This is a genomic window from Jatrophihabitans sp. (assembly GCF_035474675.1).
Classification (GTDB): Bacteria; Actinomycetota; Actinomycetes; order Mycobacteriales; family Jatrophihabitantaceae; genus Jatrophihabitans_A.
The window spans coordinates 36,436-57,640 of sequence record NZ_DATINC010000063.1 but is presented as its reverse complement, the minus strand read 5'-3'; the positions used below and the strand labels follow the sequence as shown (position 1 = coordinate 57,640).

Here is a 21,205-nt window from a genome sequence, read left to right as displayed (position 1 = left end):
TCCATGACGAAGGCATCCGCACGCGTGCGCTGGGCGGCCTCGGCCGTCGCGGTGCTGGCCCTGACCGCCACCGGTCTCGACTACCGGGCGCCGGCACCAGCCGCGGCGGCGCAGCCGTCGGCCCTGACGGCGGGCACGGTCAGCTACGGCTATGACGCCAACGGCCGGCTGACCTCGGTCACCGACCAGACCGGTGCCACCCGGACGCTGAGCTACGACGCGGTCGGCAACCTGACCGGGGTCGCCGCGGCACCGGCCGGGTTCGCACCGGCCGCGCGGCCGAAAGCCGCCCCGGTCGCCAAGCCGGTGCTGCTGTCGGCCGTCCGATCAGGCACCGGATCGCTGGTGCTGAACGGCAGCAACCTGCCGTCGGCGAGCCTGGCCAAGGTCAAGGTCGGCGGCCTGTTCGCCACGGTGCGCAGCGCCAGCCCGTCCCGGCTGGTGGTCGACCTGCCGCCGGGCCTGTCCGGCGGCCGGCACGCGGTCACCGTCGATTCCGAGGGCGGCCGGGCGAGCACCGAGCTGCGGATGCCCAACGCGCCGACAGCGACGCCTGCCGCCGCCGAGCTGCCGCCGCTGCAGGCGCCGCGGGGTGAGACCGCGGTGGCCGGCTGGGTACGCGACTCCCGGACCGGCGCCGCGCTGCAGGACGTGGAGCTGTCCATCGACGAGATCAGCACCCGCAGCCACGCCGACGGCCGGTTCCTGCTCACCGGCCTGGAGCCCGGCCACCACGAGCTGGAGATCGACGCGGCCGAGCCCACCAAGGGCGGCGACCACGGCCAGTACGAGGTGGGCGTGGACGCGGTCGAAGGCGTCACCACCGCGATGTCCTGGACCACCTGGCTGACCAAGGTGGACACCGCCCACGCGGTGCAACTGCCCGCCGACCCGCAGCACGAGATCGTGGTGACCTCGCCGAAGCTGCCCGGCCTGGAGGTGCACGTCCCGGCCGGCACCCACCTCACCGACTCCGACGGCCACCGGGTCACCCAGCTGTCCGTCACCGAGATGCCGCTGGAGCGCCAGCCCTATCCGGGTGCCCCGGGCATGACGCTGGCCTGGACCATCCAGCCCGGCAACGCCACCGTGTCCGGGCCCGGCCTGCGGGTGGTGTACCCGAACCTGGCCCACCAGCTGCCCGGCGCCGACATCGACTACGTCGACCACGATGCCGACCGGCTCGGCCTCGGCTGGGCGGTGTACGGCCACGGCCGGGTGTCGGCCGACGGCAAGCAGATCGTGCCGGACGCCGACACCCGGCTGCACGAGACCTACCAGCTCGGGGTGTCCTACAACCCGTTCTGCAAGTACCTGGGCATCTTCTGCCCGCGTCCTGGCGACGACCCGAACGCCGGCGACCCGGTCAACCTGCAGACCGGCCTGTTCACCTTCTCCCGCAGCGACCTGGGCCTGCCGGACGTGATCCCGATCGCGCTCACCCGCACCTACCGGCAGAACGACTACGTCATCCGCAGCTTCGGCATGGGCCAGACCGACGCGTTCAACTCCTTCGTCGCACCCGACGGCACCGGCCGTTACCAGGTGCAGCTGCCCGGCGGCACCAGCGTGCCGTTCGCGCCCACGTCGAACACCACCGTCTACACGGCGGTACCCACGCCGTCCGGGCTCACCGGCGCGGTGATGACCACCGACAACCACACCAACTTCACCGTCACCCTGGTCGACGGATCGAAGCTGGTCTTCGGCGGTTACACCGCCTCGCTGATCTCCACCCAGGACCGGTACGGCAACGCCACCACGCTGACCCGGGACAGCAACGGCCGGGTCACCCGGGTCACCTCGCCGAACGGTCGCTGGATCAAGCTGACCTGGGGTACGTGCACCACGAATGCGCTGTGCATCACCTCGGCCACCGACAACATCGCCCGCAAGGTCAGCTACACCTACGACTCGTCCGGCCGGCTGCTCACCGTCACCGACCCGGCCGCCAAGAAGACCACCTACGCCTGGGCCGCCTGCACGAACTCGACCACTTGCACCGAGCTGACCAGCATCACCGACCCGCTCGGCACCGCCTTCGTGCGCAACACCTTCACCCCCGAGGGCCGGGTCGCCACCCAGCTGCAGCCGGACGGCAGCTCCTTCAGCTTCGCCTACACGGTGGCCGCCGACGGGCACGTCAGCTCGACCGTGGTCACCGACCCGCTCGGCCACCAGCAGCAGGTCAGCTTCGACGCGACCGGTTACTCGGTCTCGGGCACCGCGGGCTACGGCACCGCCAACGCCCAGACCATCACGCTGACCCGGGACTCGGCGCACCGGGTGACCTCGTCGACTGACCAGCTCAACCGCCGTACCGACGTTGCCTACGACACCTCCGGCCACGTGCTCAGCCGGACCCGGCTGGCCGGAACGGCGGCCGCGGTGGTCGACACCCTCAGCTACGAGCCCAGCTACGGCCGGGTCGCGTCGGTCACCAACCCCGTCGGCAAGAGCGCCAGCTTCAGCTACGACGACGCCAACCAGGCGATGACGGTGACCGATGCGCTCGGCCACTCCAGCACGGTGCGGACGCAGGGCGGCCTGCCGGCCGCGATCACCGACGGGCTCGGCAACCTCACCACGGTCAGCTACCTGGACGGCCTGCCGGTCACCACCACCGATCCGCTGGGCCGCAGCATCACCAGCTACTACGACGCCGCCGGCAGGTTGGTCAAGAGCACCGATCCGCTGGGCAACCGCACCAGCTACAGCTACGACGTACTCGGCCAGCTGCTGACCGCGACCGACCCGCTCGGCAACGTCGACCGGTACAGCTACGACGTCGACGGCAACCTGCTGACCGCGACCGACCCGCTCGGGCACGTCACCCGGTACAGCTACGACGCCTTCGGGCGGTTGGCCACCAGCAAGGACGCGCTCGGCGCGACGGCCAGCTACGGCTATGACGCCAACAGCAACCTGACCAGCTTCACCAGCCGGGCGGGCGTCAGCACGGTCTACCAGTACGACGTCCTGGGCCGAGCGGTGTTCGCCGGGTACGGGGCAACCGGCTCCGGCTACCAGAGCACCGTCAGCGCCAGCTATGACGCCGCCAACCGGCTGGTCCAGCGGGTGGACTCCGCCGGCGGCACCCTGACCACCGGCTACGACGGCCTGGACCGGCTGGTCTCCGAAGCCACCGGGCAGGGTTCGGTCAGCTACGGCTACGACACTGCCGGGCACCGGACCAGCATGACCGTGGCAGGCCAGCCGGCCACCACCTACAGCTACGACGACGGCAACCGGCTGACCGCCATCTCCAACGGGCTGGGCACGGTGTCGCTCGGTTACGACGCCGACGACCGCCCGATCACGATCACGCTGCCGAACGGGGTGCAGCGGGCGACCAGCTACGACCCGGCCGGGCAGGTCGCCGGATTGACCTTCAGCCAGGGCGGCAGCACGCTCGGCGACCTCAGCTACGGATACGACGACGCCGGCCGGCGCACCAGCGTCGGTGGCAGCTACGCCCGGACCGGCCTGCCGGCGCTGACCAGCAGCCTGACCTACAACGCCGACAACGCGTTGACCGCCCGCGACGGTGCCAGCTTCAGCTACGACCCGGACGGGCAGCTGACTTCCGATGGCAGCAGCACCTACACCTGGAACGCGCGCGGCCAGCTGACCGGCATCGCCGGCGGCGTCACCGCCTCGTTCAGCTACGACCCGTCCGGCCGGCGGTTGACCAGGACAGTGAACGGCAACACCACCGGCTACGTCTATGACGGGCCCAACCTGGTCCAGGAGACCGACGGCTCGGCACCCTCGGCGAACCTGCTCACCGGCTTCGGGATCGACCAGACCTTCGTCCGGTCCGACGGCACCGGCGTCCGCGACCTGCTGACCGATGCGCTGGGCTCCACCATCGCCCTGACCGACGGCCTCGGCGCGGTGGCCACCAGCTACACCTACGACCCGTACGGCGTGGTCAGCAGCACCGGAACCGCCGATGTCAACGACCAGAAGTTCACCGGCCGGCAGGACGACGGCACCGGTCTGGACTATTACCGCGCGCGGTACTACAGCCCGGCGGTGCAGCGCTTCATCTCCCAGGACCCGGCCGGCGCGGCCGGCTCCGGCAACAACCTCTACGCCTACGCCGCGGACTCACCGACCAACTTCACCGACCCGTCCGGTGAGCAGGCGCTGCCCGGCTGCCTCATCGGGGCGGCGGTCAGCGCCGGCACCGGTGCGGTCGGCGCCAAGATCAGCGGAAACAAGTACACCCTCGGAGACGCCGCCAAGGATGCCGCGATCGGCTGCGCACTGGGGGCCACCGGGGCCTGGATCGGCGAGTTCTTCGGACCGGCCGCCATCAACACCGGCGCCAACACCGTCTACCGTTCGCTTGATGCGCTGGGCAACGTGCAGTATGTCGGTATCACCAACAATCTGGAACGCCGAGCTGCCGAGCACCTGGCGGAGAAGGGGATCTCCATCGAAGCCATCCCGGGCCTGGAGAACCTGTCCCGCGCCGACGCCCGGGCGGTGGAGCAGACGCTGATCGATCAGTACGGACTGGGCAAGAACGGTGGGCAGCTGTTGAACAAGATCAACTCGATCGCCTCCACCAACCCGATCTATCAGTCCGCGATCGCGCGGGGCACCCAGCTACTGGGGATGGTCGGGTATTGATGCCGGCTCGGATCGGTGATGTCATCGCCATCCGGACCAGTCGGGGTTACGCGCTGGCCCAGTACACCCATCGGGACAAGCTCTACGGTGCCCTGCTGCGGGTACTGGCCGGCTTCTCAGAAGCATTGCCGGGCGACGGAGAGGCCGCCGCTACCGCCCCAACCGCGTTCCACACGTTCTTCCCGCTCAATGCCGCGCTCAAGCGCGGGCTGGTGACCCGGGTCGGCAACGCCCCGGTTCCGCCGTCGCACCAGTCGTTTCCGCTGATGCGTAGGCGGGGTCGGGTGGAGCCGGGCGGCAGGGTTCTCGACTGGTGGCTCTGGGACGGCACCCGGCAACGGCAGGTGGCACGGCTGGAACCGGCTGAGCGGGATCTCTCGATCGCCGAGGTCGTGAACGACACCTTGCTCATCGAGCGGCTAGAGGCCGGCTGGCAGCCCCGGGATATCAGCTAGCGTTCCTCTAACGGCGGCAGCGTCTTTCGTTGTCGGCCGGCGTTTCAGGGCGCGGTGCCGGTCGCCATGACCCGCCGCACCAGGTCGAACCGGCCGAGCATCTGCACGCCCTCGTCGTGGAAGGACTGCAGGGCCGGGTCATCTCCCGGATCGAGGGCTGCGGCCTCCTCCCACATGCTGCGTTCGGCGGAGCGCCACGCCGGGCGGTCGACGACCACGACGTCATCGAATCCGGCGCCCAGCAAGCCGGCACGCGTGTCCACAGTGCGGAGCCGGTCCGGCAGGCGCGGGTCGGTGCGGTCCGCCGCCTCCCAGCAGGTCAGCACCACCCGCCCGCCGGGTGCCAGCACCCGCCGCAGTTCGGCGTAGGCCGCTACCGGGTCGGTGGCGAACTGGATGGCGTCCACGCAGACCACGCCGTCGACCGAACCGTCCGGCAACCCGGTGGCGGCCAGGTCGCCTACCCGGAACTGCGCCGGCGCACTCTGGGCCCGGGCGTTCTCGGTCGCCTGCCGGATCGCCTCGGCGGAGTAGTCGACGCCGATCAGGCGGGCCCCGGTCCGGGCGGCGATCTCCAGCCTGTAGCCGCCCCGGCCGCACGCCACGTCGAGCAACGTGCCACCCGTCGGCAGCCGCAGCGCCGTCACGACCTCGGCGATGCCGTCCCAGGTGAGCAGGCTGGTCGAGAGCAGGGAGGGCGGCAGCCCGAGATGCCGCTGGGTGATCGCGTCGTTCGGCGCGGTTCCGGCCATGTTGGCGTACCACTGGTCGAAATACGCTGCCGGGATGTCAGGACGTGCGTTCATGCGCCGCAGTATGGCCTAGGAAATGGCTCGGGGGAGGCAGCTGAGTGCCAGCGGGGCGGGCCGGCGGCTGCTACCCGCCGGAGTTCCGCCGGCGCAGTTCCGCCACGATCCGGTCGAGAAGGGCATCGACCTCCAGCTCGTCGTACCCACGGTGCAGCCCGGTGGCTGTCGGGAGCGTCATTCGATGCACCTCCTCCGGAGTCATCCGCGGTCCGGATCCGTCGAGGGCGATGGCCATCTGCTCCAAGAACTCGTCCACCGCCGAAGTGTCGTAACCCCGACCGGGCGATACCTTCCGGAAGGCAGCCTGCCGCAGCTGGTAGCCGCCGATCGGTTCCTGCCGAACCGGCGGAGCAGCTGACCACGGCGGAGTAGCTGACCCCGGCGGTGTTTCGCCACCGGCAGCGCGCCCACGCAGTATCGAGGCAACGACGGCCAGCATGGCATCCACCTCGTCCTGGCGGTAGCCGCGGTTTCCCCAGCGCGACGACGCCAGACTGAACCTCCTGTCGGCCACCTCGTCCGCGGTGACCGAGCCGAACCCGTCGAGAGTGGCCGCGATCTTGTCCATGAACTCGTCGACCTCGTGCGAGTCGTAGCCGTGGCTTCCCAAGGGCGGCTTGGCGAAGACAGCTCCGCGCACCTCGTTGCCGGTAAGCGATCCACCTGATGCCATTCGCGCCTCCTGGCAGCACTCGACGGGCGCGACCCTAACAGGCAGAAACGCCGGGACCGGGCCTCCGCAACGGATGCCCGGTCCCGGTCCGAGAGTGTTCGGCTAGCTCACGTTGAGCGCGGTGTCATCGATCACGAAGGAGGTCTGCAGGGAGGCGTCCTCGGTGCCGGTGAAGCTGATCGAGACGGTCTGGCCGGCGAGGGAGGAGACGTTGAACGAGCGCAGCGTGTACCCGGTGGCCTTGTTCAGGTTGGAGTACGTCGCCAGGGTGGTGGCACCGGCCTTGACGGTCAGCTTGTCGAAGGCCGTCGTGGTGGTGGTCTCGGCGGTGTCGATGTGCAGGTAGAACGACAGGGTCGCCGAGCAGCCGGCCGGGATGGTCACCGTCTGGGACAGCGTGTCGGTGTGGGTGGTGCCGTAGCCGTCCAGCCAGGCGTTCCAGGTGCCGCCGTGGGTGGGCTCACCGGAGCCGCCGTACTGGCCGATCACTCCGGACGAGGCCGACCACACCGTGTTGCCGGACTCGAAGCCGGGGTTGCCCAGCTTCTGGCCCGGGCTGGAGCAGCTGCCGGCGGTGCCGATCGTCCAGGAGAAGGTGGCCGAACCGGCCGTGCCCGCCGACGGGGTCGCGGTGACCGTGGAGCTGTAGGTGCCCGCGGTGGTCGGGGTGCCGGAGATGACGCCGGTCGAGGAGTTGATCGACAGGCCCGGGGGCAGGCCGGTCGCGCTCCAGGTGTACGGCGCGGTGCCGCCACTCGCGGTCATGGTCAGGCTCTTGGCAGTGCCCACCGTGCCGGTCTGGCTGCCCGGGTTGTTCACCGTCACGGTGGTGGAGGCGACCGCGAGGTTCCACAGCGCGTACGCGGCGGCGTCCGCGGCCCGGTTCAGGATGGTGGTGTTGATGTTGCTCGGGTAGGTGTCACAGGAGCGGTGGTAGCAGGAGTCGTACGCGGCGCCGGCGGTGCCACCCCACTTGGTGGCCTGTGCGGAGGTCTTGATCGCGCTGGCGCCCGCGGCGATGCCGCTGGTCTGGATGCCGACGGCGTTGAACGACGCGTCGTCGGAACGTCCGGCGCCCTCGGTGTTCTCCTCGGTCTGCACCCCGATCGAGTCGTAGTAGGCCTTGACGATCAGCCCGGTCGCGCTGGTGATCCGGTTGATGAAGTAGCCGCCGTTGGTGGAGGCGACCATGTCGAAGTTCAGGTAGTTCTTGATCTTGGTTCGCTCGGTGGAGGGCAGCGAGTTCGCGTAGAACTCCGAGCCGTTGAGGCCCTGCTCCTCGTCGGTCCACCAGCCGAACCGGACGTGCTTGGCCAGCGCCGGGTTCTGGGCGGCCAGGGTGAGCGCGAGCTCCAGCAGCATCGACGAGCCCGAACCGTTGTCGTTGATGCCGGGGCCGGCGCTCACGCTGTCCAGGTGCGCGCCCATCATGACCACCTGGTTCGGGTCACCGCCCGGCCAGTCGGCGATCACGTTCGGGCCGGCGCCCACGGTGCAACCGGACGTGCACGACTGCTTGACCACCGAGTAGCCGGCCGCGACCAGCTTGTCGTAGACGTAGTTCACCGAGGCGGTGTAGCCCGCCGTGGTGGACCGCCGGGTGCCGCCGTTGTTGGTGGCGATCGTCTGCAGCTGGGACAGATGGGTCTGGATGTTGGTCACCGAGATGTCCGGTGCGGCCACCGCGGCCTGGGCCGCGGTGGCGGGGAGCGCCAGGACGGTGCTGCCGGCCAGGGCCAGCGCGACCGTCGCGCGCAGGATCGAGGTACGTCTCAACGCCTACTCCTAGGGGGTACCGGGGGATGGGAAGCACAGCGCGCCAGGCGCGAGGTGCCGGGGGAGTTCGGAGAGCGTGTGAAGGATATGTGGATTGACTATGAATTGGGAATAGTGCATTTCCGACCGGTATCCGCCTGCCGCGACTACTATCCGCGGCGTTCGTATCTCTCCTCCGATGCTGGGAGTCCCCGATGTCACGGCCCGCCCCGTCCCGCAAGCACAAGATCGAGGAGAGCGAGAGCGAAAGCGAGGACGAAAGCGAAACCGAGGAACTCGCCCCGGCCCGGTCGGTGGCCCTCAGCGGGCTGGCGGTCAAGAAGCCCCGCAAGAGCGAGTCGGAGCGGCTTGCCGAGAGTTCCGGGCTGGATTTCGACCCGGGGCTGGGCGGGTTCTCGATCGGGTCGGGCGGCCGGTCGGCCAAGGAGAAGAGCGGATTGGCCAACCGGGACCGCCGGACCGAACGGCAGCGGGGCGGCCCCAAGCCGGTCGCGGTCCGGCCGCACTACCAGCCGGTGACCGACAAGTACGGCCGCAAGCTGTGGAAGGGCTCGCGCGCCGGCCTGGACTGGTTCGCCAACGTCAAGTCCGCGATGGACACCGTCGACGACGGCACCTGCAAGATCGTCCGGGATGCCGGCTGCACCGGCGTCTCGGAGGGCATCGACCACGTCAAGGACTTCGCCACCGAGCAGACCGGCCTGGCGACCGAGCTGATCTGCGACGGCAGGCACCACTGGAAGGCGATCCTGCTGTCGGAGGCGAAGCAGCTCTACAACGGCGGCTTCGACGACGAGGAGGACATCGCCGCCGACGGAGACGCGATGACCCGGCTGCAGAAGGCCTTCGTGTGGTCGTGCACCCACTGCAACTCCGGCAAGAGCGGCGGGAAGGGCCGCGACGGTGGCCAGGCGATCTGGCAGGAGGCCTGCCCCGGCGAGGACGACTGCCCGCTGTGAGACCGGCCGCGGACCGGTGCCGGGCGATCTCAGGGCTAGCAACGGCCTTCGGTGCCGGACCAGCAGGCCCGGCGGTGCCGTGAGGAAAGGGGGACGGCCAGGTCGCCGAGGGGAGGTCGACCTGGCCGCCGCGAGTACTCACTGATCGCGCTCGATCAGTAGTACTCGCTCCCGGTGAAGTTGTAGTCACCGTGACCGCACTGGCTCACAACGACCTCCTTCCTTACGGGTGGCCTCGGGCTGGCCAAGATCACTATGCGAAAGGATGGTCCTGCCGGTCCATGACGGCTGGTTGCAGCCCTGTGCCAGAACCCTGGCACCGTCCTGTCGGGCCTGGCGGTTCACGGTGCGCGACGCGGGCTCACACCAGACCCCAGCGCTGCGCTGCCAGCAGCGCTTCGGTCCTGCCGCACACGCCCATCCGGTCGTAGAGCCGGTGCAGGCGGCGGAACATCTCCCGCTCGGAGTACCCGTGCTGGCGAGCGAGCTCGCCGACGGTGCAGCCCTCGGACAGCCAGGCCAGCCAGCGCACCTCCGTGGCGGCAAGGGCGGGATGGTCGCAGGGGGCGAAGGCCGTGGTCAGTGCCTGGGCGACGGGCGTGGGCATGATGACGCGGCCGTCGCATGCCGCTGACAGGCACTCGACGATGTCCTCGGGCGGCGCGTCCCGGCTGACGGCCGCCGTCGCACCGCAGCGCATCGCCCAGGAGTACGCATCGGCTGTCACCTCCGACAGCAACGCCAGTTCCGGTGCCCGGGGCGCGCACGCGCGCAGGCGGCTGAGCCGCTGGGCGTCCAGGTCGGTGAGCAACGCGATCACCACCGCGCAGGAATCACCCGACCGCACCCAGTCCTCCACGTCCGGCGGTTCGAACGGTTCGAAACCGGCCTGCGACAGGGCCGCGGTCAGACCCCGGCGAAAGCACACCAGCGGGTCCAGCACCGCCACCTTCATCGGCGCGCCTGACTGCGCACCTGCCCCGGTATCCCCCGACTGATGCGCAGTCAAAGCCAGGCTGTTTCTCATATGCACGCTCGCCTTCCGCCCCCACGAATTCCGTAGCGAGTCCGTTGTAAAGTACGTGCTAAGGAACGGATTTATAGCACAGGAAGAACCCGGCGCAAGCGAAAAAGCGGATTACTCGTGTGACGCCCGAGCAGCCTGGTACGGTGCCCGGGCGGCGCCGTCGACCGCCACCATCCGGAACTCGCAGCTGTATCGTTCGCCGGCCGCGTCCGGCAGCCACAGCTGGCCCAGGTCGGGCAGCAGCTCGGTGATCCGGACGGTGCCAGCCGGGTCCGCCGCTGCGGTGCGCCGGATCAGCTTGGCCAGCAGGTTCACCAGCACCAGGCTGCCGAAGTCCACCGCGGTCGGCTTGCCCTCCACCGGCACGCTGACGAAGCCGCGCTCCGGCAGGCCGTGCGCCGCCTGCCAGCGCCGGGCCTGCAGGTAGCGGACGCTCTCGTCGGCGATCGACGCCCAGCCCGCGCCGGAGACCGGCAGCCGCCAGGACTCCCGCGACAGCACCAGCCGGTCGATGCTCACCCGCGGCTGGTGACCGGTGCCGGCCACCGGACGGAACGCGTTGATCACCGCGCCGGACAGGAAGTCGCTCAGCATCTCCAGCAGGTCGTAGTGCCTTCCGGTACTGCGGGATCGCACCGCCAGGCCGGCGCCCTCGGCGACCACCACCAGATCGGCGGCGGCCAGCACCGGCGCCGGCGGCCAGACCGAGTCGGGCCCCGCCGACCGCGACCAGTACGTCCAGCCCGGTGACAGCAGCGCCGACGGCGGCGCGCCCCGCGAGGAGACCACCACCGAGTTCTTCGGCGGGATGGCATAGATCCGGCCGGTGTGCGCATGGTCGGCCTCGGCCCAGGCCAGCAGCCGGTCGGGCGCAGGATGCTGCTCGACGAACAGCCTGCCCTCCAGGGTGTTCACCGCCATGTGCAGCTCGCCGAGCACCAGCAGGAAGTCCCCGTCCGCGACCGCCGCGGCACTGCCGGCAGCCAGCATCACGTCCGGGCTGGCGTGGATCGCGGTGCTCCAGGCCGGCTCGTTCTCCGGCACCGCGAAGGCCCGGGCCGCGGCCGCCGAGATACCGGCACAGCTGACCTGGTGGCGCGCCGCCCCGTCCGGCAGGTCGAGCACCTCCCGCCAGCGTTGCTGGAAATCCCGCAGCACCGCCTCGATCGGCACCGGTAGGCCGGGCCCGACCGCGTAGAGCGCGGGGCCGGCCAGTTCCACCAGGCTGGCTAACGGCAACTCGGGCTCGCCGCGCCGAGCCGTCTCGGCGGTGAACAGCCGGCGCAGTTCCTCCCGGTACTGGTGGGCGATCCGGTGCAGCAGCCAGCGGGCGCTGTCCAGCACCAGGCCCAGCGGGCCGCCGAGCGCGGCCAGCACCGCCGAGCCGACCTCGATCCGGACGTCCCGGACGGTGTCCTCATAGACCAGGGTGCGTCCGGCGTAGCTGCTGCCCGAGCGCCGGGTGCCGGCCTGGCCGGTATGCCGGGCGAACACCTCCGCCAGCGCCGCGCCGGCGGCCAGCACCTGCTCGGCGCTGCCGGCCGCCGCGGCCAGCGCGTCCCGCGCGGCGCTCAACTCGGCGACCGGTTGCAGGGCCGAGCCGCGCACGGCCGGGTCGGCGATCCGGCCGAGCCGATCCGCCAGGCCCGCTTCCGGACGGGCCTCGATCGGGCCGGTCGGTGCCAGCGCGAGCAGGCCGAGGTCGTCCAGCTCGGTCAGCTCCGCCAGCGCCCCGGCGTCCTCGGCCTGGTCGCCCAGCAGGTCGGCCACCGTCCGGTCGCCGTCAGCCAGCGCGAACAGCCGGGCCTGCAGCGGCGTCAGGTCGCGGACGGTGCCGTCCGGCTGGCGGAGCCGGTTGCCGTCGAGCTGGCAGGCGACATTGCGGCGCGGCCGCAACTGCGCCAGCACCCCGGGCCGGCCGGCGATCGCCTCGGCCAGTTCGTCGATGCCCCAGGTCTCGAAGTAGGTGGTGCGCCGGCTCACCAGCTCCGGCCCCGGACGGACCGACAGTGCGGGCTCGGCCGGGTTCGCCCGGGCCCAGCCGACCGGGCCGAAGAAGCCGATCGTCTCGTTCTTCAGGGCGTACCGCTGCAGGTAGCTGACGATGACCTGCTGGTGGTCCCGGCCGCGGTGGTTGCGCGGCTCGCCGGCCGCCACCTTGTCCAGGCAGGTGGGCAGCAGCGCGGGGTTCTGCCAGGCCACCGCCTCGCGGAACCGCGGGTCGACGGCCACCGTCCGGAGCGCGGCCGACAGCCGCTGGACCGCGCCGGCGTAGGCCTGCTGGTAGCCCTCCTCGGCGGGGTCGGTGGCCGCGTCCGTGGCGGCGGACAGCTCCGGATCGTGCAGGGCCAGCACCAGCCGCGCCGGAAAGCCGGCACCGCGTACCGCGAGGTCAGGCCAGATGCTCCAGGCCGACGTTCCCAGCCGGATCCGGTCCGGCGCGGTCACCGGGCCCGCGCGAGGAAGCTCGACCCGGCCACGCCGGCAAACCTACCCGGCCGTCCTGCCCGGCGCAGCCGGGTCTGCCCAGCTGCCGTGGCCGGTACGATCCGGCGGATGAGCTCCTCGCCGGCCGCCGCCGGTCCCGTCGAGCAGCCGGCGTCCTCGGAGTCGATGCCGGCGGCCTTCGGGGTGCTGCGGGCCGACCAGCTGCCGGCCTGGCTGCCGCCGGTGCTGGCCACCCTGTACGCCGGCTATGCCGACGGGGACTCCGGGAACTCCGACGCGTCCCGGTGGGCGCACCGGCTCGCCGGCCTGGTGGCCGAGCGGGGTGCGGCGCTCGTGGTGCTGCACGACTGGCAGGCCCGCACCGTGGTCCCGATGATGGCCGAGTCGGCTGCCGCCGCCGGGTTGACAGCGCCCGCCGCGCTCGCGTTGCAACAGCTGCATGCCCGGGCGGCGGCCGGCGAGCGGTTCGGCGAGGCGGGCTGGCGGGCGGTGCTCGAGCCGGCGTTGCGGGAGCTGTACCGGCACGCCTACGGCTACGCCGAGGCCTACACCAGCGCGCATGCCAGTGCCAGCGCCTACGCGCAAGCAAACGACTTCACCGAGCAGGGCGCGGTGTCCTTCGCCGAGTCGTACGCCGCGATGAGCGCCGGCGCCAACCGGGATTCCTTCGCCGAGGCCAACGCGGTCGCCAATGCAGCCGTGCTGGCCGCGGCCTACGCGACGGGCGATCCGCAGGCCTACGCCGAGGCATACCCGTTCGCGCTGGTGCAGGCCTGCGCGCACGCCTGGGCGAACACGGCTGAACCGGAAGGGCAACCCGGCGACCCGGCTCGGCGCCGGCAGCCGGCCTACGCCCGGCTGGCCAAGGGTCTCGCCGACAGCTGCGCCGCTGCCCTCGGCTGAACCCCCGGAGGTCGGCGCGAAGGGCCTGACGGAACGGCCCGGCTCGGTTAGGGTGCTTTTCCACTGCCCAAACCGGAACAGGTGCGATGAGAACCGGCCGGCCGGGGCAGCGCGGACACTCGGCGCCGAAAGGGAAATGCGTTGGGCACCTCGACCTGCACCAGCCGTAGCGGGCAGCCGGCATGACCGACACCATCGTCCTGGGGCTGAACACCTCGCACGACGCGGCTGCCTGCCTGCTGGTCAACGGCGAGCTGGTGACGGCGATCTGCGAGGAGCGGCTGAGCAGGGTCAAGTACCACGAAGGCTTTCCGCACCTGGCCGTCCGGTACTGCCTGGACGCGGCCGGCTTGCCCGATCTGAACGCGGTCGATTGCATCGTGGTCAATCAGTTGGCCGAATGCGATTACGACACCGACCTGCTGGTCGGCGGATACACCGGGCGGCTGATCACCAACCCGTCCCACCACCTGCTGCACGCCTACTACGCCTGGGTGGGCTCGGGCTTCGGCGAGGCGGCGGTGCTGATCCTGGACGGCAGCGGCTACTGCTTCGGCGAGTACTCCCGCCGCGGCCGGTCCGCGGCCGAGCTCGGCGACTCGGTCCCGGAGTTCTCCGAGATGGAGGAGGCCGAGTCGCTGTACCGAATCGGCGCCGGCGATCTGACGGTGGTCTCCAAGCGGTGGGCGCTCTGGCACGCCAACCGGCCGTTCTTCCGGTTCGCCAGCCTCGGGCACATGTACTCGATGGCCTCGCAGTACATCTTCGGCTCGTTCAAGCACGCCGGTAAGACCATGGGGCTGGCCGCCTACGGCGACGCCGGCGCGTTTCCGGATCCGATCGTCGACCTGTCCGGCCCGGAGATGAACCTCGACACCCTCTGGATCACCAAACTGCCGCCCCGCTCGGCGCTGCCGGCCGAGCAGGACGAGACCTGCCGCAACGTCGCCGCCAAGGTGCAGGACGAGCTGGAGCGGGCGATCCTGCACCTGGCCGAGGACCTGCACCGGCGCACCGGCGAGACCCGGCTCGCGGTCAGCGGCGGCGTCGGCCTGAACAGCGTCACCAACGGCCGGCTGCTGCGCGAGTCGTCCTTCACCGAGCTGTTCATCACGCCGGCCGCCAGCGACGCCGGGGTGGCCATCGGCGCCGCGCTGTACGGGCACCGGGAGCTGACCGGTTCGGTGCCGTCCTGGGACTACCGGCACGACTACCACGGCCGGGTGTACTCGCCATCCGAGGTGGATGCCGCCCTGGCCGACCGGGCCGACCTGGTCAGCTGGGAATCGGTCGACGCGCAAGTGGCGGAGCTGGCGGCCGCCGACGTCGCGGCCGGTCAGGTGGTGGGCTGGTTCGACCTGGGCAGCGAGTTCGGGCCGCGCTCACTGGGGCACCGCAGCATCATCTGCGACCCCCGGGTGCCCGGCATGAAGGACTATCTGAACTCAGCTGTGAAGTTCCGCGAGCCGTTCCGGCCGTACGCCGCCTCGGTGCTGTCCGAGCACGCGTCGGAGTACTTCGACCTCGACGTAGACGACCCGTTCATGCTGATCGTGGCCCAGGTCCGGTCGCAGTACACCCAGCTGGTGCCGAGCATCGTGCACGCCGACGGGACCTGCCGGATCCAGTCGGTGCGACCGGACCACCAGGGCCAGTTCCGTGCCCTGATCGAGGCGTTCTATGCCCTGACCGGATTGCCGCTGGTGCTCAACACCTCGTTCAACATCCGCGGCGAGCCGATCGTCGAGACGCCGGCCGATGCGCTGGAATGCTTCCTGGCCAGCAACTTCGACGTGCTGTACCTGCAGGGCCGGCGGGTCAGCAAGGTGCGGGCGGCCGACACCGCCGACCGGGCGGGCCTGGTGCCGGCACTGTCGCCGAGCCTGGTTTTGGAGACCGAGCTGCCGACGCATCGGGGGGCGGTGGGGCAGCTGCGGCAGCTGGTGCGGACCCGGACCGGGCATCGCGCTGCTTTGGACTCTGCGGAGTTCGGCCTGCTGGCGCAGGTGGATCGTTGCCGCAGCGTGGCCGAGATCGCCTCGCTGGCCGGGGTTCCGCTGGCCGAGGCGGTGGTTGCCTTCGAGCGGCTACAGAACCGCGGCCTGGTCGCCTTCCAGCTGCAGGAGGCGCGGCAGGAACAACCGGCCGGAGCAGGTGGGTCAGCTACCGACTCCCAACTGTCCTGATCCGGGTCGGACAGTCGCCTGCTTTCGCGCTCATCCGACACAGGAGACATCGACGAAGATGATGAATCTTTGGAATAGTTCTTCACCCTGGCGTTGACTTATTGCCATCTGCGATTAAGGGCTTCGATTCAAATGCTGGAGTTACTTGGACTTTGGTGCTCTGCCCTGTCATCTACCCGAGCTCGCATGGGAATCGAGACTAAGTCGTCGCGGGACCTCCTGAGGCATGAGTAATTAACCGAAGGAAGATCGATTCCAGTCAGCGCCGGATGTGACGAGACGAGTCGGAGCAGCCCAAGCCATTGGAGCAAGAGAACGACGAGATGCGCAGGCGCATGAGAGCTCAAGAGCGCATTGGCATTCTCGCCCGCATCGCCATCGTCACCCGGCTCGAACGAACCCGCCGCCGACAACTCGCCCTCGCCCCATCTGCCCCGTCGGGTAGACGTGCGGCTATTAAGTATGTTTAGACGGTCTGCCCTATTTACAAATACCTTCGGCGGGTAACAGAATAGGCATCCACTATTACTTGTGACCGAGCCACCTGCGGCGCTTAGCAGAGGATCCATCCATGCATTTAGCGAAGGTTAAAGGCCCTTACTGAAGAAGGGAGGGTGAAATGAAAAGAAGGTTGGGCATTCTCGCGTGTTTAGTCAGCTTGGTCGCTGGGACTGCGGTCGCCACGAGCGCACAAGCCAGCGCCACCACCAGCTCGTGTCGTCCGCCGCACTGCTGGCCGAACTGAGCGCCTGCTCGGACTTAGATGCCTGAGCGACATCCGATGCATGTCCTGGGCGGCTGAGCGGTTTCAGTCGCCCAGGACAATGTGGCAAGACGGCGGATCCACCGGCAGGCTGCGGCTCTCGTCCGGTGACAGCTGCACGATGTGCGAGGTGAACCTGGGAATGACGAACAACAGCGACCTCAGCCCTTGAGCTGCGTCCTGAGTTGCTGTGCCAGTCGAACCGACGCCTCGATCTCCTCCCGCCGAATGGACACGCTCTCGACGTTGATGCCGAACGGAACGCCGAGCGTGCGGCAGTAGGTCATGAGTTCTGTTGCCGTCGTGATGGCCAGTTGGAACGACGCTTCGAGCGTGTCGGCCGCATGCCTGAGGTCGTTCTCGATCCACCGCGGCACGTCGACGCCGAGCCAACGCAGGAAGTCGAGCGTTCGCATGGAGCCACAGACCGAAAATGTGAACACGATCGGAGCCGGCTTTCGTCCGCGCGCGGCGCACTCGTAGTGGTAGTCCGAGACGAGGTTCTTGGCTGCGTTGACGTCGTAGATCACCTGGGTCACGAAGAATCGACACCCCTCGTCCTGCTTCGCCAGCAGTCGCAGGTGTTCGTCCTCCCGGCGGCTGTGGCGCTCTGGAATCGCAACGCCGCCGACCGATAATTCGGGGTTCGCCTCACGCCGCAGCGCGTGAGCTTGCGCGAGCGATGTTCTGCCCTGGGCCTTGCTGGATGAAGCTCCGACGAGAACCGACATCACGCGCGCCGGATCCTGGGAAGCGAGCCAGGTCCGCAGGTCGGACGGCGGATACTTGCCGACCGCCCGGTAGAGAATGACCGGGGTCGGCCAGCTCGCGAAGTGCGCGAGATAGTCCGCGGGGTCGAGTGTCGGCGAGAAGGGGAATGGCCGCTCTGCCGGGTTCCGCGAGGCTTCGTCGTCGATGTCGTAGAGGATCAGGCCGTCGAGGTCCAGCGGGCGCAACCGGGCCATGGTGGCGTCGGCGATCTGTGGCACGCGTTCTGGCGCGGTGGCCGCGCGCGGGGGAGTCAGCGAGAACAGCAGAAACTCACCGGTGCCGCGGTCGATGCGGCGCACGAGATCCATGAACTCAGACCGTAGCCAGCCCGGAGCGGTCAGGCGGTGGGGCGGGTGCCGTTGATCGACACCCGCTGCCCGTACCGCTCGTGCGGGTAATAGTCCCAGATCGCGTGGTGCTGGGTGCAGCGGTTGTCCCAGAACACCAGGGTGTTCGGCGTCCAGCGGACCCGGCAGCTCAGCACCGGACGGGTAGCCACCATGGTGAACAGCATGTCCAGCAGCCCCCGGCTCTCGTCCGGTGACAGCTGCACGATGTGCGAGGTGAACCCCGGGTTGACGAACAGCAGCTTGCGTCCGGTCTCGGGATGGCGCACCACCACCGGGTGCTCGCTCTTCGGGATGGTGTACTCCAGCGGCGGCTGGTAGCCCTGCCACGGGATCAGGCCGTCGTGCACCGCGGTCAGCCCGTCCAGGAAGGCCTGCATCGTGGGCGAGAGCATCTCGTAGGCGAAGTGCATGTTGGCCCACATGGTGTCGCCGCCGCTGCCGATCGCCGGCGGCCGGGTGATGTAGAGCATCGAGCCCAGCGACGGCTCAGCGTCGGCGGTGCCGTCGGTGTGCCAGCCGTTGCCGTCGACGAAGCTGGAGCTGCCGTCCGCCTTGATGTCGAGCACCTCCGGGTCCCGGTCGTCGCCGGCCACCCGCTGCGACCGGCGTAGCTGGCCGAAGTAGCCGGCGAAGCGCTTGTGGTCGTCCGGACTCAGGTGCTGGTCGCGGAACACCAGCACGTGATGGGTCAGGAACGCGTCCTTGACCTCGGCCAGCTGCTCGTCGTCCAGCGGGCGGGACAGGTCCAGGCCGGTCAGCTCCGCTCCGATCACCGGGGTGACCGGCTGGACCGAGAAATGCCGGTAGTCCCGCGCCGGCCGGGTGGTCAGCCGCTCGGCCGCGGCCAGGGTGTAGGAGTCCATGTCTTCTCAGGTCCCTTCGCGGTAATCGGTACGCACTGCTTTACAGCCCCCGGTCCAGCAGGTCGGCCAGGATCAGCCGGCCGAAGGCCAGGTTGCCGTGGATCGGGTCGTTCCCCTCGCACAGCTCGGGGCGCTGGAAACCCGTCGCGTCGGTGACCCGGGCGCGCAGGTCGACCAGCTCCACGCCGAGCGGGACCAGGCTTGCCGCGACCGTGTCCTGGGCAGCGAGGAACACCTGCGGGTCCGACATCGCCGGCACCCGCTGCGGCGGCAGCACCGCCAGCACCCGCAGGCCCAGGCCGCGGGTGTGCCGGTAGAAGGCCAGCGCGTCGCGAGCCATCGCCCGCACGATCTCGTCGAACAGCCGGCTGGTCAGGAAACCGGCCGGGAAACTGCTGTCCGGCAGCCGGTAGCAGGCCCAGTTCTCGGTGGTGGCGAAGGTATGCACATTGAAGCCGAAGGTCGACACCAGCGGGATCTCCAGCTCGGCCAGCGAGGCCACTCCCAGCTCGTCGAGGAACCGGCGGTGGTACGCCTGCGCCTCGGGCTTTCCGAACACCAGGTCGCCGTCGCGCACCTCGAGGAACCCGGCGTTGAAGTCCCGGCCGGCGCCGATCGGCCCGCCGGTGAAGGGAATTCCGGCCGCCTTGGCCGCCCGCCCGATCGGGCCGGCGTGCGAGTCGCCCAGCAGCAGGAACCGGCTCGGCCTGGTGGCAACCGGCTTGGTAGGAGCGGGCGCGGGATCAGCCGGCGTTGTAGTAGTCGAGGACGGCGTCGTCACAGATCTCATCAGCTCCCTTCGCCGGTCGGGAGGAGTCCGGCTGGCCGGCCACAACTTGCCCGCGGTCGGCCGCCTGCCGGCTGAGTGCCGCGGTGAACCGGCCCATCACGAACCGCACCCCCTCGGCCGTCACGTCCCGCAGGTTCGGCTCGAAGAAGGCGCCCCGGAACGGCACCCCGGTGATCAGCTCGTAGGCCGGGAAGTAGTCGACGTGCTCATGCTCGTCGGCCAGCTGCCCCGCCACCGCGCGCAGCACCGACTTGGAGTAGGTGCTGGCGGTCAGCGCATGCCGGCCGGTAGCGGTCGCGGTCAGCGGCACCGGCGAGACGGTGAGCAGCAGCCGCAGGCCCGGGTTGAGGCCGCGGGCCAGCGCCAGAGCGGCCAGCAGGTCCTCGGTCACCCGCGCGAAGCTGTGGTTGACGAACTCGTGCCGGGCGGAGTCGAAGGTGCCCCGCACGGTGCCGGGGCACACCGGGTACACCACGCCGGTGCCGCGCTCGTGCCAGGCCTCGGTCAGACCCAGGGTGAAGATCAGGCAGCTCGCCTCGCCCACCGCCGTCCGGATGGCGGCCAGGGTCTCCTCGCGGGCGGCCAGCATCGCCTCGGCGTCCGGGTAGCCGGCCGGCTCCACCGACGGCCGGAACGGGTCGTAGTGCCGGCCGCCGTCGACCCAGCTCTCGGTGCCTGGGGCATCCGTCCCGGCGGCCCAGCCCAGCCACTGGCGCAGCATCGCGGCGGTGTAGAGATTGCCGGTACGGAAGGAGAACATCCCGTACTGGCGGGCCGCCCGCTCGGCCGCGGTCAGCCCGGGCGGAGCCGGCTCGGCGTCGCGCCAGTTCATGCCGAGCTCCAGCAGCGTCCGGCCGATGTGGCGGGCGAAGCAGGAGCCCGCGGTCAGGATTGGATCGTCCTGGCCCAGTTCGAACTTCGGCGTCCACAACCCGTCGATGTCGGCCGGGTCCGGCTCGGCCACCGCGGTGCGCCAGAACGAGCGGGGCGGAAGCGCCTGGTAGGGGTTCACGGGTGCCGCCCGGGCACCGGTTGCGCGGCGCTGTCGGCGATCAGCGTGGCGATGGCCTGCTGGTGCTCGTTGAGGAAGAAGTGGTCGCCGGGGAAGCGGTGCACGGTGATCGGCCGGCTGGTCTCGGCCGCCCAGCCGGCCGCCCGGTCCGGCTCGACGAACTCGTCGGAGTCGCCCAGCAGCACCGAGATCGGCAGGTCCAGCGGCGGCTCGGGGCGGTAGAGGTACCGCTCGCTCAGCGCGAAGTCGGCGCGTACCCCCGGCAGCACCAGCTGCATCAGCTCCTGGTTGGCCAGCATCTCCGAGTCCGTGCCGTTGTACTCGCGCAGCGCCTCGATCAGCTCGGCCTCCTCGAGCTGGTGCAGGTGGCGGTGCAGCAGCCGGGTCTGCGGGCCCTCCGCCCCGGACACCCAGAGGCGCACCGGGGCCGGCCGACCGGTCCGGCGCAGCCGGCGGGCGGTTTCGAAGGCCAGCAGCGCGCCGACACTGTGGCCGAAGAACAGGAACGGCCGGTCGGCGAGCTCGGCCACCGCCCGGGCCAGCTCGCCGGTCAGCTCGGCGAGATCGGCCACCGGCGCGTCGAACAGCCGGATGCCGCGGCCGGGCAGCTGGGCCACCCGCAGCTCCAGGCCCGGCCCGAACGACGCCTGCCAGGGCAGGAAGGCGCTGGCGTTGCCGCCGGCGAACGGGAACAGGAACACCCGCGTCGCGGCGGCGGGGTTGCTGCCGGCGGTGAACCAGGGGGCTTCGGGTTCGGCGGGATGCACGCGGCTCGTCCT

Annotated in this window: 15 protein-coding genes; 5 read left to right on the top strand and 10 right to left on the bottom strand. The window is 70.2% G+C overall.

Annotated elements, in window-relative coordinates:
- Positions 1-3 precede the first annotated feature (3 nt).
- Together VLJ82_RS07700 and VLJ82_RS07695 are read left to right on the top strand one after the other, a co-directional pair.
- Positions 4-4,641: an RHS repeat-associated core domain-containing protein gene (locus VLJ82_RS07700; RefSeq protein WP_408662750.1), complete on the top strand. Its 4,638-nt coding sequence runs from the start codon at positions 4-6 to the stop codon at positions 4,639-4,641.
- Positions 4,641-5,096, top strand: coding sequence for a hypothetical protein (locus VLJ82_RS07695; RefSeq protein WP_408662749.1), 456 nt, complete (start codon positions 4,641-4,643; stop codon positions 5,094-5,096). The genes VLJ82_RS07700 and VLJ82_RS07695 overlap by 1 nt, the downstream gene beginning before the upstream one ends.
- Before the next feature lie 44 nt (positions 5,097-5,140).
- On the opposite strand, the gene VLJ82_RS07690 is transcribed toward VLJ82_RS07695, so the two are convergent.
- The 3 genes from VLJ82_RS07690 to VLJ82_RS07680 form a co-directional block, all read right to left on the bottom strand.
- On the bottom strand, positions 5,141-5,902 hold the full coding sequence (locus VLJ82_RS07690; RefSeq protein ID WP_408662748.1) for a class I SAM-dependent methyltransferase: 762 nt from the start codon (positions 5,900-5,902) through the stop codon (positions 5,141-5,143).
- A gap of 70 nt (positions 5,903-5,972) precedes the next feature.
- A complete protein-coding gene (locus tag VLJ82_RS07685) occupies positions 5,973-6,578 on the bottom strand; it encodes a DivIVA domain-containing protein (protein WP_408662747.1) in 606 nt (201 codons plus the stop codon).
- 102 nt (positions 6,579-6,680) lie between these two features.
- Positions 6,681-8,354 carry a M28 family peptidase gene (locus VLJ82_RS07680; RefSeq protein ID WP_408662746.1) on the bottom strand — a complete coding sequence of 558 codons (1,674 nt, stop codon included), beginning with the start codon at positions 8,352-8,354 and terminating at the stop codon, positions 6,681-6,683.
- A gap of 194 nt (positions 8,355-8,548) precedes the next feature.
- Here VLJ82_RS07680 and VLJ82_RS07675 point away from each other — a divergent pair, with 194 nt between their 5' ends.
- Positions 8,549-9,313 carry a hypothetical protein gene (locus VLJ82_RS07675; protein ID WP_408662745.1) on the top strand — a complete coding sequence of 255 codons (765 nt, stop codon included), beginning with the start codon at positions 8,549-8,551 and terminating at the stop codon, positions 9,311-9,313.
- A gap of 361 nt (positions 9,314-9,674) precedes the next feature.
- On the opposite strand, the gene VLJ82_RS07670 is transcribed toward VLJ82_RS07675, so the two are convergent.
- Together VLJ82_RS07670 and VLJ82_RS07665 are read right to left on the bottom strand one after the other, a co-directional pair.
- Complete coding sequence (locus tag VLJ82_RS07670) at positions 9,675-10,268, bottom strand: helix-turn-helix transcriptional regulator (RefSeq protein WP_408662744.1); 594 nt, start codon at positions 10,266-10,268, stop codon at positions 9,675-9,677.
- A 183-nt stretch (positions 10,269-10,451) separates the two neighbouring features.
- A complete protein-coding gene (locus VLJ82_RS07665; protein WP_408662743.1) occupies positions 10,452-12,788 on the bottom strand; it encodes a lantibiotic dehydratase in 2,337 nt (778 codons plus the stop codon).
- A gap of 108 nt (positions 12,789-12,896) precedes the next feature.
- Here VLJ82_RS07665 and VLJ82_RS07660 point away from each other — a divergent pair, with 108 nt between their 5' ends.
- Positions 12,897-13,691 (top strand): SpcZ, encoded by a 795-nt coding sequence (locus VLJ82_RS07660; protein ID WP_408662742.1) that lies wholly within the window; start codon positions 12,897-12,899, stop codon positions 13,689-13,691.
- A gap of 182 nt (positions 13,692-13,873) precedes the next feature.
- Complete coding sequence (locus VLJ82_RS07655) at positions 13,874-15,877, top strand: carbamoyltransferase family protein (RefSeq protein WP_408662741.1); 2,004 nt, start codon at positions 13,874-13,876, stop codon at positions 15,875-15,877.
- 924 nt (positions 15,878-16,801) lie between these two features.
- Here the strand turns inward: VLJ82_RS07655 and VLJ82_RS07650 are convergent.
- From VLJ82_RS07650 to VLJ82_RS07630, 5 genes are read right to left on the bottom strand one after another with little or no spacing between them, the layout of a single operon-like run.
- On the bottom strand, positions 16,802-17,719 hold the full coding sequence (locus VLJ82_RS07650; RefSeq protein ID WP_408662740.1) for a methylenetetrahydrofolate reductase: 918 nt from the start codon (positions 17,717-17,719) through the stop codon (positions 16,802-16,804).
- 29 nt (positions 17,720-17,748) lie between these two features.
- Positions 17,749-18,624: a TauD/TfdA dioxygenase family protein gene (locus VLJ82_RS07645; RefSeq protein WP_408662739.1), complete on the bottom strand. Its 876-nt coding sequence runs from the start codon at positions 18,622-18,624 to the stop codon at positions 17,749-17,751.
- Positions 18,625-18,664: 40 nt separating this feature from the next.
- Entirely contained in the window at positions 18,665-19,405 is a 741-nt protein-coding gene (locus VLJ82_RS07640; RefSeq protein WP_408662793.1) for a hypothetical protein, read from the bottom strand.
- Entirely contained in the window at positions 19,368-20,426 is a 1,059-nt protein-coding gene (locus VLJ82_RS07635; RefSeq protein ID WP_408662738.1) for a GSCFA domain-containing protein, read from the bottom strand. The genes VLJ82_RS07640 and VLJ82_RS07635 overlap by 38 nt, the downstream gene beginning before the upstream one ends.
- Positions 20,423-21,193, bottom strand: a complete 771-nt coding sequence (locus VLJ82_RS07630) for a thioesterase II family protein (RefSeq protein WP_408662737.1) — start codon at positions 21,191-21,193, stop codon at positions 20,423-20,425. Before VLJ82_RS07630 ends, VLJ82_RS07635 begins: the two co-directional genes overlap by 4 nt.
- Positions 21,194-21,205 lie beyond the last annotated feature (12 nt).

Coding starts and splice junctions, on each gene's coding strand:
- VLJ82_RS07700 (WP_408662750.1), top strand. CDS start 4: ATGACGAAGGCATCCGCACGCGTGCGCTGGGCGGCCTCGGCCGTCGCG.
- VLJ82_RS07695 (WP_408662749.1), top strand. CDS start 4,641: ATGCCGGCTCGGATCGGTGATGTCATCGCCATCCGGACCAGTCGGGGT.
- VLJ82_RS07690 (WP_408662748.1), bottom strand. CDS start 5,902: ATGAACGCACGTCCTGACATCCCGGCAGCGTATTTCGACCAGTGGTAC.
- VLJ82_RS07685 (WP_408662747.1), bottom strand. CDS start 6,578: ATGGCATCAGGTGGATCGCTTACCGGCAACGAGGTGCGCGGAGCTGTC.
- VLJ82_RS07675 (WP_408662745.1), top strand. CDS start 8,549: ATGTCACGGCCCGCCCCGTCCCGCAAGCACAAGATCGAGGAGAGCGAG.
- VLJ82_RS07670 (WP_408662744.1), bottom strand. CDS start 10,268: ATGAAGGTGGCGGTGCTGGACCCGCTGGTGTGCTTTCGCCGGGGTCTG.
- VLJ82_RS07660 (WP_408662742.1), top strand. CDS start 12,897: ATGAGCTCCTCGCCGGCCGCCGCCGGTCCCGTCGAGCAGCCGGCGTCC.
- VLJ82_RS07655 (WP_408662741.1), top strand. CDS start 13,874: ATGACCGACACCATCGTCCTGGGGCTGAACACCTCGCACGACGCGGCT.
- VLJ82_RS07650 (WP_408662740.1), bottom strand. CDS start 17,719: ATGGATCTCGTGCGCCGCATCGACCGCGGCACCGGTGAGTTTCTGCTG.
- VLJ82_RS07645 (WP_408662739.1), bottom strand. CDS start 18,624: ATGGACTCCTACACCCTGGCCGCGGCCGAGCGGCTGACCACCCGGCCG.